Here is a 15,299-nt window from a genome sequence, read left to right as displayed (position 1 = left end):
AAGCCCGCGCCTACAGGGGGCAAGGTGTCCATAGCCAACAACCCTGCGATTGTTCTCACAACCCAGCCGCTTTCCGTATACTGCCGTCTCATCCACATTCAGGCTGATTTCGCGGAGCGTTCATGTCCGGCAATACCTACGGCAAGCTGTTCACTGTCACCACCGCAGGCGAAAGCCATGGCCCGGCGTTGGTCGCCATTGTCGATGGGTGCCCGCCAGGCCTGGAGATTTCCCTGGCCGACCTGCAGCACGACCTCGACCGGCGCAAGCCCGGCACCAGCCGGCACACCACCCAGCGCCAGGAGCCGGATGAAGTCGAGATCCTCTCCGGGGTGTTCGAAGGCCGCACCACCGGCTGCTCGATCGGCTTGCTGATCCGCAACACCGACCAGAAGTCCAAGGACTACTCGGCGATCAAGGACCTGTTCCGCCCGGCCCACGCCGACTACACCTATCACCACAAGTACGGTGAGCGTGACTACCGCGGCGGTGGCCGCAGCTCGGCCCGCGAGACCGCCATGCGCGTTGCGGCCGGCGCCATCGCCAAGAAGTTCCTGGCCAGCCAGGGCATCACCGTGCGCGGCTACATGAGCCAGCTCGGCCCGATCGAGATCCCGTTCAAGACCTGGGACTCGGTCGAAGAAAACGCCTTTTTCAGCGCCGACCCGGCCAAGGTGCCGGAGCTCGAGGCCTACATGGACCAACTGCGCCGTGACCAGGATTCGGTCGGGGCAAAGATCACCGTGGTCGCCGAAGGCGTGATGCCGGGCCTCGGCGAGCCAATCTTCGACCGCCTCGATGCCGAGCTTGCCCACGCGCTGATGAGCATCAATGCGGTCAAGGGCGTGGAGATCGGCGCCGGCTTCGCCAGTGTTGCCCAGCGGGGTACCGAGCACCGTGACGAGCTGACCCCGGAAGGCTTCCTCAGCAACAACGCGGGCGGGATCCTCGGTGGTATTTCCTCGGGTCAGCCGATTGTCGCGCACCTGGCGCTCAAGCCGACCTCGAGCATCACCACCCCGGGCCGTTCGATCGATGTTGATGGCAACCCGGTCGAAGTGATCACCAAGGGTCGCCATGACCCGTGCGTGGGCATCCGCGCCACGCCGATCGCCGAGGCGATGATGGCAATCGTGCTGATGGATCACCTGCTGCGTCATCGTGCGCAGAATGCTGATGTGCGGGTGAACACGCCCGTATTGGGTCAACTGTAATCACCCCAGCGCCTGGACGGGCCTCCACCGACCCTGTAAGAGCGGGCTTGCCCCGCGAAGAGGCCCGCCCAGTCAGCAAACAATGAACTGACCCATGCCCGCAATCCCCTACTGGCGCCTGTCCAGCTTCTACCTGTTCTACTTCGCCCTGCTCGGCTCCACGGCGCCGTTCCTGGCGCTGTACTTCGATCACCTGGGCTTCTCCCCCGCGCGCATCGGCGAGCTGGTCGCGATCCCCATGCTGATGCGCTGCGTCGCCCCCAATCTGTGGGGCTGGCTCGGCGATCGCAGCGGCCAGCGCCTGCTGATCGTGCGCCTGGGTGCGTTAGCAACCCTGGCCACCTTCTCGTTGATCTTCTTCGGCAAAAGCTACGCCTGGCTGGCGCTGGTGATGGCCTTGCATGCGTTCTTCTGGCACGCCGTGCTGCCGCAGTTCGAAGTCATCACCCTGGCCCACCTGCATGGGCAGACCTCGCGCTACAGCCAGGTGCGCCTGTGGGGCTCGATCGGCTTCATCCTCGCGGTAGTCGGCCTGGGCCGCCTGTTCGAGTGGCTGAGCCTGGATATCTACCCGGTGGCGCTGGTGACAGTCATGGCCGGCATCGTCGTCGCCAGCCTCTGGGTGCCCAACGCACAGCCGGTCGAGCATGCCGAGCGTAGCGGGGCAGGGGGCTTCTTGCGCCAGTTGCGGGCACCGGGGGTGATTGCCTTTTACCTCTGCGTGGCACTGATGCAGTTCAGCCACGGGCCGTACTACACCTTTCTCACCCTGCACCTCGAGCACCTCGGCTACAGCCGCGGCAGCATCGGCCTGTTGTGGGCCTTGGGCGTGGTCGCCGAGGTGCTGGTATTCATGGCCATGAGCCGGATCTTCGCCCGCGTTTCAGTGCGCCGGGTGTTGCTGGCGAGCTTTGTCATTGCCGCAGTGCGCTGGCTGCTGCTGGGCAACCTGGCAGATGTGCCGGCGGTGCTGATCCTTGCCCAGTTGCTGCATGCGGCCACCTTTGGCTGCTTCCATGCTGCCGCCATCGCTTTCGTGCAGAGCAGTTTTGGTGCGCGCCAGCAAGGCCAGGGCCAGGCACTGTACGCGGCGTTGTCGGGTACTGGCGGCGCGTTGGGCGCCTTGTTTTCGGGTTACAGCTGGAAATGGCTGGGCCCACACTTCACCTTTGGTATGGCCAGCGTCGCAGCCTTCGCTGCAGCCGTTATCATTGCGACTCGAATGTCCGATAGCAGGAACAGCCCCTGATGAGCATCCTCAGCGTTTTCCACCCGTCCAGCCCTGGCCTGCCGAACAAGCTGCTGACCCACCATGACGACATCGTCACCACCCTGGCCGAGCAGGACGTGCGCTTTGCCCACCAGCCGCACGGTCTGAGCATTCGCCCGGGAAGTGCCGAGGGTGACGTGCTTGAGGGCGTGCGTGAGCGCCTCGATCAGTTGATGACCGAGCATGGCTGTAGCGCGTTTGCCGTGCTCAACCGCGACGCTGTTGTGCCGGCTGAGGTTGATCTGCGCGATGAGCATGTGCACACGGCCGACGAGGTGTTTGCCGTGATCAGCGGGCGTGCGCAGGTCACCGTGCGAGTGGGTGAGTACGTGTATGGCGTGTTGTGCGAGAAGGGCGATGTGCTGGTCGTGCCGGCTGGGGCGCGGCGCTGGATTGACCTTGGGGATACGCCGTTTTGCCTGGTGTTGCGGTTGTTCCGCGATGAGCAGGGGATGCAGGCGCGGTTTACCGGGGATGAGACGGCGAGGGAATTTCTTGGGATGGATGAGTTCTGACGAATATGGGGCTGCCTTTATGGCTGCGCTGAATACCCTGTAGGAGCGGGCTTGTCCCGCGAAGAGGTCAGCCCAGCCAACGTGATCGCGTTGGATGGCACCGGCTTCGCGGGGCAAGCCCGCTCCTACAGGAATGAGTTAGCGCAGGTTCTGAGTTAGCGTCAGTTCTGTGGGAGCGGCCTTGTGTCGAGATGGGCCGCAAAGCGGCCCCAGAATTCTGAATCAGCGATAAGTCGGCAGGGCAAACCGCTGCTGGCTCTGCAGCATCGAGATCACTGGCAACTCGCTGGCCTGTTCAGCCAGGTCACGACGAATGGCACTGATCGCCCAAGACAGCTGCTCGGCACTGTGCATTTGCCCGTAAGTCAGTACGCGACGGGTAACCTTGCCATCCGCAGCACGCAAGGTCAGCAGGATGCCACCGTCCGGACGGGGCTGAGTGGCGACCTGGTAGGCGGAAAAGACCGAGGTGAACTTTTGCTGGATGAGGTCCATATCAACTCCTGACTGTTGTATTGGCAGACGTGAGTTAATGGTTGCAGTGACCGTGCCAGCTTTGTCGCGTAAAAAAACCTATATAAATCAGTGGCTTACAAATACTTTAAAGCACGCTCCTCGTGCATTGTGCATGGTCATGCATTTTGCACAGTGCATTTTGCAAGGCTGCCTTGCAGAGCCATAGCCTGGGCCTCTGGCCCCTATAGAATCTGAACCTTTGACCCGGCGCCAGTGCCTCATGAACACTTGGGCCATCAAATTTGCCGGGAGGTTCCAGATGACCGATCAACAGTCCGCCGCCACCATGAACGATGAAGAGGCTGCGGCCTTTACCGATGAGGTTTTCGACCGTGCCCGCCGGGGTGATGCCGATATGCTCGGGCGCCTGCTCGAAAGCGGCTTGCCGGTCAACCTGCGCAACCACAAGGGCGACACCTTGCTGATGCTCGCCAGTTATCACGGCCACCACGAGGCAGTGCGGGTGCTGCTGGCGCACGGCGCCGATCCGCTGATCGCCAACGACAATGGCCAGTTGCCGATTGCAGGCGCGGCGTTCAAGGGCGACCTGGAGATGGTCCGCCTGATGCTGGATCATGGTGTACCGGTAGACGTCGCCGCCGCTGACGGGCGTACGCCGTTGATGATGGCGGCGATGTTCAACCGCTGCGAGATTCTCGACTACCTGCTGACCCAGGGTGCCGATCCCATGCGTCAGGACGCCCGCGGTGCCAATGCTCTGTCGGCGGCGCTGACCATGGGCGCAGCCGACACCGCCGCGCGCCTGCAGGCGTTGCCCGGCTAACCCTCAGGGGGCGTTTGCGGCTATCCTTGGTGACTTTTTTCACCATTGCAGGGCCCCCTCATGAAAGACCAGTTGCGCGAATTCATCAGCCTCATCGGTGCCGGCTGCATGCCCGATGACGAAATCGAGCGCATCGCCGACGAGGCGTCCCAGGCCTATGCCGACCCCGCTGCGTTCCTGGCGGCCAATCCGGACATCAACTACGACGACAGTTTTCCGATCCCGCTGGGTGAGTGGATCGTGCTTGGCAGCTTGCCGGAGACCGTGGTGTTTCTGGCGGACAGCTACCAGGAGCTGTTCCAGAACATCAGCGACTCGTTCGACAAGAGCGTGCCGCTGACCCTCAAGGCCAAGGGGCTGGCCAAGACCGAACCGTTGACCGCGCTCAATCGTATCCAAGTGCAGCTGGGCGCGTTGAACAAGGAGGCGGGCGGGTATGTGCTGCTGAACTTCAGCCAGTTGCTGGATGATGAGTTGCAGATGGTGATGGTCGGGCAGAATGACCTGGCGCGCGTGCTGGAGCTGGGTGCGGCGGTGGGGATCAAGGTTGAGCCGGCGTTGGAAGCGCTCAAGGTTGCGGTACACGTTTGATCGTACTGGGGCCGCTTTGCGGCCCATCGCGGGGCAAGCCCGCTCCTACAGGTATTGCGCCGAATTCAAGATCTCCGCAATCATCATGGGTGCTGGGGCCGCTTTGCGGCCATCGCGGGACAAGCCCGCTCCTACAGGTACTGCGTCGAATTCAAAATCTCCGCAATCATCATGGGTTCTGGGGCCGCTTTGCGGCCCATCGCGGGGCAAGCCCGCTCCTACAGGTACTGCGCCGAATTCAAAATTTCCGCAATCATCATGGGTTCTGGGGCCGCTTTGCGGCCCATCGCGGGGCAAGCCCGCTCCTACAGGTATAGCGCCGAATTCAAGATCTCCGCAATCATCATGGGTGCTGGGGCCGCTTTGCGGCCCATCGCGGGGCAAGCCCGCTCCTAAGGTATTGCGCCGAATTCAAGATCTCCGCAATCCCTGTAGGAGCGGGCTTGCCCCGCGAAGAGGCCACCCCTGCCACCCTTAACCCAACGCAGTATCGAGAAACATCATCACCGCGAACCCACCCATTAATCCCAGCGTCGCCGAAGTCTGGTGCCCATTGCGGTGCGTCTCGGGGATCACCTCATGCGACACCACAAAAATCATCGCCCCCGCCGCCAAGCCCATGCTGATCGGGTAGGCCAGCGCAAACCCGGTTGAAATCCCCAAGCCGATCACCGCGCCCAGCGGTTCCATCATCCCTGAGCCAACCGCGACCAACGCTGCCTTCAGGTTCGACAACCCGGTAGCGCGCAGTGCCAACGCCACCGCCAGCCCCTCAGGGATGTCCTGAATGGCAATCGCCGTGGTCAGCGGCATGCCGATATTCATCTCGCCATTGGCAAAGCTCACGCCAATCGCCATGCCCTCCGGCAGGTTGTGCAGGGTAATCGCCAGCACAAACAACCACACCCGATTGAAGCGCTCGGCGTCTGGCCCGCAAGGCCCGGTGCTTTCATGTTCGTGCGGGGTAAAGCGGTCGAGACCGAGCATCAACAGCACGCCCAGGCCCATCCCCAGCACCACGGTAAACGCCGCCGCAGGGCCGTTGCCGGTGATCTCGCGGGCGGCATCCAGCCCGGGCAAGATCAACGAAAACGAGCTGGCGGCGAGCATCATCCCGGCGGCGAAGCCAAGCATTACATCCTGAGTGCGCGTACTGACATCGCGCAGCACCACTGCCAGCACCGCGCCCAGCGCTGTGGCAGCGAACCCGGCGAGCCCGCCGAGCAGGGCCAGGTGCAGGTTCTCGGCGTGATCACCGTTGATGGCATTCCACAGGCTGGCCAGCAGCAACGCGACAATCGCGAGCAGGCTCAGGCCCAGGCCGGCGCTGAGCCAGGGGGTGTTCGTCGCTTGTTGCCGCCAGGCGCTCAACAACGAGGGTGGGGCGGCGCTTTCAGTGTGGGCGGGGGGCATGCGGACCTCGTGTCAGGGAATTCAAGCAGTCTACCCAGTGACCTGTGCGCACGGCCAAGGATTCACTTCTATCGACGTGATAGCCGCTATGCTCAGGCTCACACGGGTTAATACGGGAGATGCAGCATGGGGTCGACATTCAATGGGCTGGTAGGGCTGATCATTCTGGCGTTGGACATCTGGGCGATTATCAATGTGGTCAAGAGCGGCGCCGGGACTGGCAGCAAGGTGCTGTGGATCTTGCTGATTCTGGTGCTGCCGGTGATTGGGTTGATCATCTGGGCCATCGCCGGGCCGCGCGGCAACATTCGGATTTGAAGTTATCCCTGAAGATTGCGTCGTCTGTTTTGGGGCCGCTTTGCGGCCCCAATAGGCCATCCCTGACTCCCCAATGAACACTCGTGACATAATTTTCACACTGGATTAACCAGAATCCGCGCCGCACAATGCTGCGTTCGCCCAATAGCCATGATCAATGGCAGGGGCCGCCGGCGATTGTCGCCTTCCCGCAAACCCGCAATCCTAGGATCTCCCCATTCATGGCTAATACGGATGCCTTGAAACAACGGGCCGTGCCGGTCCCGTTCGCGCCGACCCTCAAATCGCACCTGGCCTACACCCTGCTCTGCGGCCTGGTCATCATGCTGATGCTCAGCCTGGTGCGCCTGGGGCTGCTGGTCTACAACAGCGACATGATCGGCGATACGCCGTATTCCACCGTGGCCGAGGGTTTCCTCAACGGCCTGCGCTTCGACTTGCGCGTGGTGGTGTACCTGAGCATTCCGCTGCTGCTGGCTATCCTCAGCCCGGCGGCGATGGCCGCCCGGGGCGTATTCCGCGTCTGGCTGACGATCACCGCGAGCATCGTGATGTTCCTCGGCCTGATGGAAATGGACTTCTACCGCGAGTTCCACCAGCGCCTCAACGGCCTGGTGTTCCAGTACGTCAAGGAAGACCCGAAAACCGTGCTGAGCATGCTCTGGTACGGCTTCCCGGTGGTGCGCTACCTGCTGGCCTGGCTGTTCGGCACCTGGCTGCTGAGCCTGCTGTTCAAGGGCATCGATCGCCTGACCCGCCCCGGCACCAGCGCTTCCGCTCACGGCACGCGCCCTGTGGCCGCCTGGTACAACCGCCTGGCGGTGTTCATGGTGATCCTGCTGGTGGCGGTAGTGGCCGCCCGCGGCACCCTGCGCCAGGGCCCGCCGATGCGTTGGGGTGATGCCTTTACCACCGACTCGAACTTCGTCAACCAGCTCGGCCTGAACGGCACCCTGACCCTGATCGACGCCGCCAAGAGCCGCTTCGGCGAAGACCGCGCCAACGTCTGGAAGTCGACCCTCGACCCGGTGGTGGCCCAGCAAAGCGTGCGTGACCTGCTGCTGACCCCGCACGACACCCTGGTCGATGCCGATGAAGCGGCGGTCCGCCGTGACTTCGTGCCGCCCGCCGAGCGTACCCTGCCGGTGAAAAACGTGGTGGTTATCCTCATGGAGAGCTTCGCCGGTCACTCGGTTGGCGCCCTGGGCAGCCCGAACAACATCACCCCGTACTTCGACAAGCTGGCCAAGGAGGGTCTGCTGTTCGACCGCTTCTTCTCCAACGGCACCCATACCCACCAGGGCATGTTCGCCACCATGGCGTGCTTCCCCAACCTGCCGGGCTTCGAGTACCTGATGCAGACGCCTGAAGGCGGCCACAAGCTGTCGGGCCTGCCAGCGCTGCTCAGTGCCCGCGACTACGACGACGTCTATGTCTACAACGGTGATTTTGCCTGGGACAACCAGTCCGGTTTCTTCGGCAACCAGGGCATGACCACCTTTATCGGCCGTAACGACTTCGTCAATCCGATCTTCTCCGACCCGACCTGGGGCGTGTCCGACCAGGACATGTTCAACCGTGGCGCCGAAGAGCTGGCCAACAACTATGGCAAGAAGCCGTTCTACGCCTTGCTGCAAACGCTCTCCAACCACACCCCGTACGCGTTGCCCAAGGACCTGCCGGTCGAGCCGGTCACCGGCCAGGGCCGTCTCGACGAGCACTTGACCGCCATGCGTTACTCCGACTGGGCGCTGGGCCAGTTCTTCGAGAAGGCGCGCAAGGAGCCGTACTTCAAGGAAACCCTGTTCGTCATCGTCGGCGACCATGGCTTTGGCAACCATCAGCAGGTCACCGAGCTCGACCTGGGCCGCTTCAACGTGCCGCTGCTGCTGATCGCTCCGGGTATCCAGGACAAGTTCGGTGCAGTCGATCACACCGTCGGTACCCAGGTCGACATCGTGCCGACCATCATGGGCCGCCTGGGTGGCGATACCCGTCACCAGTGCTGGGGCCGTGACCTGCTCAACCTGCCGCAGGGCGATCAGGGCGTGGGCATCATCAAGCCTTCGGGCAGCGAGCAGATCGTTGGTCTGGTCCAGGGTGACCGGATCCTGATCGAGTCCAAGGACATGAGCCCGCGCCTGTACCGCTACCAGCTGGGCCGCGAGTTCAAGGCCGAGCTGATCGAGGGTGCTGAAGACCAACCTGCACTGCTGAAAAACCTTGAGGCGTACATCCAGACCGCTACCAAGAGCCTGCTGGACAACACCGCCGGTGTTGTTCATGGCACGCCGAAGTAACTGCTGGCGCTGTTAAAAAGGGCTTGCCGGGTGACCGGCAAGCCCTTTTTCATGCGCGTTGGGCAGCCATGCTGAACAATGCGCGTGCACAGCGGTCAAGCTAGAACGGATGTCACTCAATGCGTTACCCAGCGAGGGCTATTCAATGAAAGAGTGGGAAGTCATCTTTGCCGATCAGAAAGGCGAACCGACGACGTTGTTGCTCACTGCCGATCAGCGTCCCAGTAAAGAGGATGCGGCGCGCGCCATTCGCACCAAGCTGTTCCCGCTCATGGATGAGCTCGACCTCAACAACTTCCAGGACCGGATTGAGTCCCCCACGGTTCACTGGCTCAAGGAGCAGAGCGGCGTGACCATCACCGATATCCGCGAACTGCCCTGAGCAGGCCTTTCTGGCGTAGTGCTGCTATCTTCGCTACGCTGGATGAACACCTCGGCCTTTTCTGCGGGCCGGCGTGGGTTACATCGCGTCTTGCATCAGCTCGATCTACCCGGCGCCTTTCAGGCGCCAGGCAGGTGCGTAGTGCACGGAAAGTCTATCCATTGCATTATTCAGGAGGACGATTCATGAGCAGCCAGAACGACGATATCAGCAGCAATGTCCTTCGCCAGATGAAAGCTGGCGGTTTTGATTTCAGCCAGATCCACCCCATCGAGTTTTACGCGGTTTTTCCCAATGAAGATGGCGCACGCCGTGCGGCCGGACAGTTTCGTGGCGAGTCTTTGAATGCTCAGGTGCGTGAACGTGACGATGGCGGTTGGGATTTGGAGCTGAGCAAGATCATGTATGCCACCTACCGTGGCATTGGTGCCTTCGAGGAAGCCTTCGAGGGGGTCGTCGGCCCCTTGGGCGGTGAGGTCGAAGGCTGGGGCGTCAAGCACGAAAGGCCGCGGGCCTGATACACCGAGTTGTGCCTTTCGCGGGCTTGCCCCGCAAAGGGCACAACTCGCATTCAAGGCTTGCGCTTGGCCATGTGCTCCAGATACGCCAGCAACGCATCCAGCTCCTGCTCGCTCAAAACCTCTTTACCGAATCCCGGCATCTTCGCCTGCGGCCACTGCCGCAGACTCTGCGGGTCGCGAATATACCGCCGCAACATCCCCGGCTGGAAATACTCGACCGGGCTATACGGCACATTCAGATCCGGCCCGAACTGCGCATCGCCCGCACCATTGAGCCGGTGACAGGCCAGGCAGTTCTGCTGAAACAGGGCAAACCCCTCGCGCACCGGGTCATCAGCCGGCAACCCCGCCTCTGGCAGCAACGCCGGAAACCGCTGCTCCACCGCAGCCAACCGGCGGATCGTGGCAATCTGAAACGGCCACTGCTCCGGGCGAATGCCGCTGGCCTGCGGATCGCTCCAAACGAGGTAGAACGGCCCCGCACTCGGCTTGCCCTTGGCCAACCTTGGCCAGGGCAGGGCAGGGTCCTCGATCGCCAGCCAAGCGCGCGCAGGCCCGGCCTGCAGCAACGGTGCAGCCGGCATCTCCGCGGCAAACCCATCCAGGGCGACCGCCTGCAGGTGTTGCTCGGCCTTCACACCCTCGAGCAGCACAGCAAGCGGCACCGCGCGATAACGCATGGGCCGCTTGTAGGAGACGTCCTGAGCAATGTCGATGCTGCGCGCCTGCGGATGCTGGAGCAGCTCGGCGCTGTCCCATTGGCGTGAATGGTCGCCCAGCTCGATGTTCAATTGCGCTGCCCCCAGTGGCAGGCTGAACAGCAAGGCGAGCAGGGCAAGGCTTTGGCGCATGGCAATCTCCAACCGTCAGGGCTGGCAGATTACCTGTGCACTGCCTGTGTATTCCACAGGCGCTGTCAGCCGAACAGCCGGGTCAAATTCGGCAAGATCAGCAGCAAAGTGGTTGCGAACAATATGAGTCCGGCTTGGCGTACTTTTGATTGTCTGAACATGGCGGACCGCCTTCTTGTTGTTATTCCTGAATAGCCGTTGGCTTCCCTGTCTCGCGTCGGGTCGATCGCAGCGGCCCTGGCCATACCGCCAGATGCCGATCCTGCTTGCCTCCTGTCTGTGGATATACAACCAACAGTAGGGGTTGCGTCATCCATGTTTGAGAACTGTTTGTTCTAACAACCTGGCCTGAAATTTCTTTTCGCTTAAAGGCCACTGGCCAGCAAGCTGGCACGCTGGGGCTAGACGAGTGCGCGACAGTGGTTACCAAGGGTGACAGGGCTTACCGTTCGTCAGTGCATCCTACTTGCTTGTACGTGTCTTTCGCGGCAGTCTCTATAGCTAATCCCCTCACATGTCGTTCAGGACTATCGCTATGTCGTTACGCATCTGCATCCTTGAGACCGACGTTCTGCGACCGGAGTTGACTGCGCAGTACCAGGGTTATGGAAGGATGTTCGAGCAGCTGTTCTTGCGTCAGTCGGTCAAGGCCGAGTTTCGTGTTTACAACGTGATGAACGGCGATTACCCCCCTGAGGATGAAGTCTTCGATGCCTACCTGGTCACGGGCAGCAAGGCCGACTCGTTTGGCGCTGATCCGTGGATCCAGACACTCAAGGCGTATCTGCTCAAGCTTTATGAGCGTGGCGAAAAGTTGCTGGGTGTGTGTTTTGGCCATCAGTTGCTGGCGCTGGTGCTGGGCGGCAAGGCTGAGCGTGCCGACCGTGGCTGGGGCGTGGGCATCCACCGCTACACCCTCGCGGCGCATGCGCCGTGGATGGACCCTGAGGTGTCCGAGCTGACCTTGCTGATCAGCCATCAGGACCAGGTCACGGCGTTGCCGGAGGGCGCGACGGTGATTGCCTCGAGTGATTTCTGCCCGAATGCTGCGTACCACATCCGCGATCAGGTGCTGTGCTTCCAGGGGCATCCGGAGTTTGTTCATGAGTACTCGCGGGCGTTGCTGGATGCTCGTCAGGAGTCACTGGGCGATGAGGTGTACCAGCGGGCGATTGCCAGCCTTTCGGCTGAGCACCAGGGCGATCTGGTTGGAGAGTGGATGCTGAGGTTTGTCGGGCATTCGGCGAAGGGCAAGCAAAGCGCGGCCTGACCTTGCCGGCCTCTTCGCAGGCCCGCTCCTACAGGATTTGCGGCGCACCCGGGTTTGCGTCTCACCATCAACCCTGTAGGAGCGGGCTTGTCCCGCGAAACCGGCGAAGCCGGTGCCATGCGCCACATTCACGGACGTTGTTCGCTGCACGACGGCGCAGCCAGAAGGGTCAGCGGCCCCAGCCTTTACAGCCACCCCGACCGCTTGAAGCTCACAAACAACCCGCTACAGCCCAATCCGATCACCCCGAGCACGGCAAAGTACCCGTAGTGCCAACCCAGCTCGGGCATGTTCTGAAAGTTCATCCCGTAGATCCCGGCAATCGCCGTCGGAAACGCCAGTATCGCCGCCCATGCAGCAAACTTGCGCTGGGTGATGCTCTGCCGTGACGACTCCAGCAGCATGCCGATCTCAATCGTCTGCCCGGCAATGTCGCGGATGCTGGCCAGGTCCTCCATCTGCCGCGTGACGTGAATCTGCACATCACGAAAATACGGCCGCATGTTCTTGTCGATGAACGGAAAACTCAGGCGCTGCAGTTCTTCGCTGATCTCCACCATCGGCGCTACGTAACGGCGCAGGCGCAGGATGTCGCGGCGCAGGCTGTGCAGGCGGCGGATGTCTTCTTCCTGAAGCGAATTGCTCAGCACGCTCTGCTCAAGCTGTTCGATCTCGTCGTGGATCGCCTCGCTGACCGGCTGGTAGTTCTCGGTGACGAAGTCGAGCAGGGCATACAGCACGAAGTCTTCGCCATGCTCGAGTAGCAGTGGCCGCGCTTCACAGCGCTGGCGCACCAGGGCATAGGATTTGGAGTGGCCATTGCGGCAGGTGATGATGTAGCCGTTGCCGGCAAAGATGTGCGTTTCGATGAACTCCAGCTTGCCTTCAATGCGCACCGGCGAATAGGTGACGATGAACAGCGCGTCGCCAAAGGTTTCCAGCTTCGGCCGGCTGTGTTTCTCGAGGGCGTCCTCGATGGCCAGCTCGTGCAGGTTGAATTGGCACTGCAGGCTGGCCAGCGCTTGGGCGTCAGGCTCCTCCAGGCCGATCCAGACGAAGTGCCCGGGCTTCTGCGCCCACTCGCTGCCTTCGTCGATACTGATGTTGGTGACCTTTCTTCCGGCGCTGTACACCGCCGCTGCGACGACTCGACCCATGGTTGTCCGCTTATTCGGTTGAACACGACAGACAGCTTGGTCGGTCTGCGGCTGCAGGGCAACTGGGGCGTGGTCTGCTCAGGCGGACAGTTCCTGATCCATGTGGTCGAGGCACTGCTGCATGTGCTGGCGGCACTGCTCGATCAATGCTGGCAAGTCATCCTTGCTCAGCCCTGCGGTGGCGATCGGCGGCAGCGAGCGAATGATCACCGGGCGGCGTCGCCAGCGATTCAGGCCGAACTGACGCGCATAGCGGCTGACGCACACCGGCACGATCGGCACGCCGGCTTCGATCGCCATGTGGAAGGCGCCCTTCTTGAAGGGCAGCAGCTGCGCGCTGGGGTTGCGCGTGCCTTCGGGGAAGATCCAGATCGAGGTGTCTTCGCGCAGGATGCGGGTGGTCTGCTGCAAGGCCTTGCGCGCTTGGTAGGCATTGCGGCGGTCTACCAGCACATTACCGCCCAGCCAGAACAGCTGGCCGAACAGCGGAATCCAGCCGAGGCTTTTCTTGCCGATGGCAACGGTGCGTCGGGGTATGGCCTGGGCGGCAATGAACAGGTCGAAATTGGATTGATGGTTGACGATGATCACGCAACCTGGCGGTTGCTCGTGCAGGGCGGCGACCTCGGCTTTGATTCTGACCGGTAGCAGCCATGGGGTAGGGAGGCTGTAGAGGCGGGCGAACAGTCGGCTGTTGTCGGTGTTGAACGGGCGGCACAGACCGAGCAGCAGGCCTGGGAGGCTGATGAGCAGGCAATGCAGGCCGAGCAGGAACAGGCGGATCAGAGAGAGCATGGGGCGACTCACAACAGTTGGTCGAAATTCAGTGTACGGTTGTGCACTGAAATCGGCAAATGGTTGCGAGGGGGTTGTCAGTGATGGCCTCTTCGCGGGGCAAGCCCGCTCCTACAGGGGTTTGGATTGTTCTCAATGATTGCTGCAACCCAAACCCCTGTAGGAGCGGGCTTGCCCCGCGAAGAGGCCACCAGCCTCAGCCCATATGTTCCTGGTCACGAATGATCGCGTCATCCAGCAGTTCAAGCAGCGCCTTGCGCACTTTCAGCTTGGTGTTCTTGTGCGCACGCATGTTGAGTTTTTTCAATTCGCGGGCAGCTTCCAGCGCGGTTTCGAGCAACTGCTCGGCTGGCACCACCTGGTCGAGGAAACCGGCATCGCGGGCATCCTTGGGCTCGAACATCTCGGCATTGATTACCGCACGGTGGAAGGCCGAGCGGCGCAGGCGGTCACGCGCCAGCTCGATACCGGCATGGTGCATGGTCATGCCGATCTTCACTTCGTTCAGGCCGATGGTGTAGGGCCCTTCGACGCCAATCCGGTAGTCAGCCGAGAGCAACAGGAAGGCACCCTTGGCCACGGCGTGGCCAGGGCAGGCGACAATCACCGGGAAGGGATGCGACAACAGGCGCCGGGCCAGGGTCGAACCGGCGGTGACCAGGCCGACTGCCTCCTTGGGGCCGGCAGTCATTACCTTGAGGTCGTAGCCGCCGGAGAGAATCCCCGGCTGGCCGGTGATGATCACCACGGCGCGATCCTTCTCGGCCTGGTCGAGGGCGAGGTTGAAGGCGGCGATGACATCCGGCGAGATGGCGTTGACCTTGCCGTTGTTCAGGGTCAGGGTGGCGATGCCTTCATCGGCATGGTAGGTAATCAGCTCGCTCATGACAGAGTCCTTTGGTGGCGTGGCGATGACGTTACCCAGCGCGGCCTGGCAGGTAAAGCGCCAAGGCTGACCAGCCAGTCAGCGTTGGGCGGGCAGGCCGTGTGGTTTGGGCGTGGGGTGCGGGGCTGCGGTAAAAGCGCTGGCGAGAATGGCAGCATTGCCCTGAGTACCGAGGTTTTGGCCTTATTTGCTTAAGCGCATGAAAATTCTGAAAAAAACGCTTGCCAAGGTTAAGGTGTTCGACTAAATTAGCGCGCCTCGACAGGCTGAATGGCTTGAAGAGAAACGGTGAAGTGTCCGAGTGGTCGAAGGAGCACGCCTGGAAAGTGTGTATACGAGAAATCGTATCAAGGGTTCAAATCCCTTCTTCACCGCCACATTCTACGAGAAGCCCCCGAACTGAAAAGTTCGGGGGCTTTTTGTTTGGGGCTTCACGGATTGTCGGGGGTGATGATCTGTTGGCTTTGCAATTATTGCTTTCCATGTGATGTGGTGACACTTATGGCCCGTTCCGTC

Annotated in this window: 16 protein-coding genes and 1 tRNA gene; 11 read left to right on the top strand and 6 right to left on the bottom strand. The window is 61.7% G+C overall.

Translation table 11 applies throughout. From position 1 onward, the window contains the following. Positions 1 to 122: 122 nt before the first annotated feature. From aroC to J3B00_RS21945, 3 genes are all read left to right on the top strand, one after another. The gene (gene aroC, locus J3B00_RS21955; protein WP_209871865.1) at positions 123 to 1,214 is read left to right on the top strand and encodes a chorismate synthase; all 1,092 of its coding nucleotides are present in this window, start codon (positions 123 to 125) and stop codon (positions 1,212 to 1,214) included. Between the two features lie 94 nt (positions 1,215 to 1,308). Then, complete coding sequence (locus tag J3B00_RS21950; protein WP_209871861.1) at positions 1,309 to 2,463, top strand: MFS transporter; 1,155 nt, start codon at positions 1,309 to 1,311, stop codon at positions 2,461 to 2,463. Further along, positions 2,463 to 2,999, top strand: a complete 537-nt coding sequence (locus J3B00_RS21945; protein WP_209871859.1) for an oxidase — start codon at positions 2,463 to 2,465, stop codon at positions 2,997 to 2,999. Before J3B00_RS21950 ends, J3B00_RS21945 begins: the two co-directional genes overlap by 1 nt. A 222-nt stretch (positions 3,000 to 3,221) precedes the next feature. On the opposite strand, the gene J3B00_RS21940 is transcribed toward J3B00_RS21945, so the two are convergent. Then, on the bottom strand, positions 3,222 to 3,494 hold the full coding sequence (locus tag J3B00_RS21940; RefSeq protein ID WP_209871856.1) for a DUF3509 domain-containing protein: 273 nt from the start codon (positions 3,492 to 3,494) through the stop codon (positions 3,222 to 3,224). 280 nt (positions 3,495 to 3,774) lie between these two features. On the opposite strand from J3B00_RS21940, the gene J3B00_RS21935 reads away from it, so the two are divergent. Beyond that, the gene (locus J3B00_RS21935; RefSeq protein ID WP_209871853.1) at positions 3,775 to 4,299 is read left to right on the top strand and encodes an ankyrin repeat domain-containing protein; all 525 of its coding nucleotides are present in this window, start codon (positions 3,775 to 3,777) and stop codon (positions 4,297 to 4,299) included. A gap of 60 nt (positions 4,300 to 4,359) precedes the next feature. Beyond that, the gene (locus tag J3B00_RS21930) at positions 4,360 to 4,890 is read left to right on the top strand and encodes a hypothetical protein (RefSeq protein WP_209871850.1); all 531 of its coding nucleotides are present in this window, start codon (positions 4,360 to 4,362) and stop codon (positions 4,888 to 4,890) included. Positions 4,891 to 5,364: 474 nt separating this feature from the next. On the opposite strand, the gene J3B00_RS21925 is transcribed toward J3B00_RS21930, so the two are convergent. Next, positions 5,365 to 6,303 (bottom strand): ZIP family metal transporter, encoded by a 939-nt coding sequence (locus J3B00_RS21925; RefSeq protein ID WP_209871847.1) that lies wholly within the window; start codon positions 6,301 to 6,303, stop codon positions 5,365 to 5,367. Positions 6,304 to 6,429: 126 nt separating this feature from the next. On the opposite strand from J3B00_RS21925, the gene J3B00_RS21920 reads away from it, so the two are divergent. The 4 genes from J3B00_RS21920 (at position 6,430) to J3B00_RS21905 (ending at position 9,821) form a co-directional block, all read left to right on the top strand. After that, on the top strand, positions 6,430 to 6,621 hold the full coding sequence (locus J3B00_RS21920; RefSeq protein ID WP_209871842.1) for a PLDc N-terminal domain-containing protein: 192 nt from the start codon (positions 6,430 to 6,432) through the stop codon (positions 6,619 to 6,621). A gap of 221 nt (positions 6,622 to 6,842) precedes the next feature. After that, positions 6,843 to 8,921, top strand: coding sequence for an LTA synthase family protein (locus J3B00_RS21915; RefSeq protein ID WP_209871839.1), 2,079 nt, complete (start codon positions 6,843 to 6,845; stop codon positions 8,919 to 8,921). A 145-nt stretch (positions 8,922 to 9,066) separates the two neighbouring features. Then, the gene (locus J3B00_RS21910) at positions 9,067 to 9,303 is read left to right on the top strand and encodes a hypothetical protein (RefSeq protein ID WP_209871836.1); all 237 of its coding nucleotides are present in this window, start codon (positions 9,067 to 9,069) and stop codon (positions 9,301 to 9,303) included. Between the two features lie 185 nt (positions 9,304 to 9,488). Continuing rightward, the gene (locus J3B00_RS21905; protein ID WP_209871833.1) at positions 9,489 to 9,821 is read left to right on the top strand and encodes a ribonuclease E inhibitor RraB; all 333 of its coding nucleotides are present in this window, start codon (positions 9,489 to 9,491) and stop codon (positions 9,819 to 9,821) included. 53 nt (positions 9,822 to 9,874) lie between these two features. On the opposite strand, the gene J3B00_RS21900 is transcribed toward J3B00_RS21905, so the two are convergent. After that, positions 9,875 to 10,675, bottom strand: a complete 801-nt coding sequence (locus tag J3B00_RS21900) for a cytochrome c (RefSeq protein WP_209871830.1) — start codon at positions 10,673 to 10,675, stop codon at positions 9,875 to 9,877. Positions 10,676 to 11,210: 535 nt separating this feature from the next. Here J3B00_RS21900 and J3B00_RS21895 point away from each other — a divergent pair. Then, the gene (locus J3B00_RS21895) at positions 11,211 to 11,945 is read left to right on the top strand and encodes an amidotransferase (RefSeq protein ID WP_209871826.1); all 735 of its coding nucleotides are present in this window, start codon (positions 11,211 to 11,213) and stop codon (positions 11,943 to 11,945) included. A gap of 185 nt (positions 11,946 to 12,130) precedes the next feature. Here J3B00_RS21895 and J3B00_RS21890 read toward each other — a convergent pair whose 3' ends face one another. The 3 genes from J3B00_RS21890 to J3B00_RS21880 all read right to left on the bottom strand — a co-directional run bounded on the left by J3B00_RS21890 (position 12,131) and on the right by J3B00_RS21880 (position 14,783). After that, positions 12,131 to 13,102 (bottom strand): magnesium and cobalt transport protein CorA, encoded by a 972-nt coding sequence (locus J3B00_RS21890; protein ID WP_209871823.1) that lies wholly within the window; start codon positions 13,100 to 13,102, stop codon positions 12,131 to 12,133. A gap of 78 nt (positions 13,103 to 13,180) precedes the next feature. Continuing rightward, positions 13,181 to 13,897 carry a 1-acylglycerol-3-phosphate O-acyltransferase gene (locus J3B00_RS21885; protein WP_209871819.1) on the bottom strand — a complete coding sequence of 239 codons (717 nt, stop codon included), beginning with the start codon at positions 13,895 to 13,897 and terminating at the stop codon, positions 13,181 to 13,183. A 196-nt stretch (positions 13,898 to 14,093) separates the two neighbouring features. Next, positions 14,094 to 14,783 (bottom strand): crotonase/enoyl-CoA hydratase family protein, encoded by a 690-nt coding sequence (locus J3B00_RS21880; protein ID WP_209871816.1) that lies wholly within the window; start codon positions 14,781 to 14,783, stop codon positions 14,094 to 14,096. Positions 14,784 to 15,070: 287 nt separating this feature from the next. Between J3B00_RS21880 and J3B00_RS21875 the strand changes: the two genes are divergently transcribed. After that, positions 15,071 to 15,160: transfer RNA gene (locus tag J3B00_RS21875), tRNA-Ser, on the top strand. Positions 15,161 to 15,299 lie beyond the last annotated feature (139 nt).

The sequence above is a fragment of the Pseudomonas sp. BP8 genome (genome assembly GCF_017875955.1).
Taxonomy (GTDB): Bacteria; Pseudomonadota; Gammaproteobacteria; order Pseudomonadales; family Pseudomonadaceae; genus Aquipseudomonas.
The sequence above is the reverse complement of the archived record's forward strand: the minus strand, read 5'-3'. Positions and strand labels throughout refer to the sequence as shown.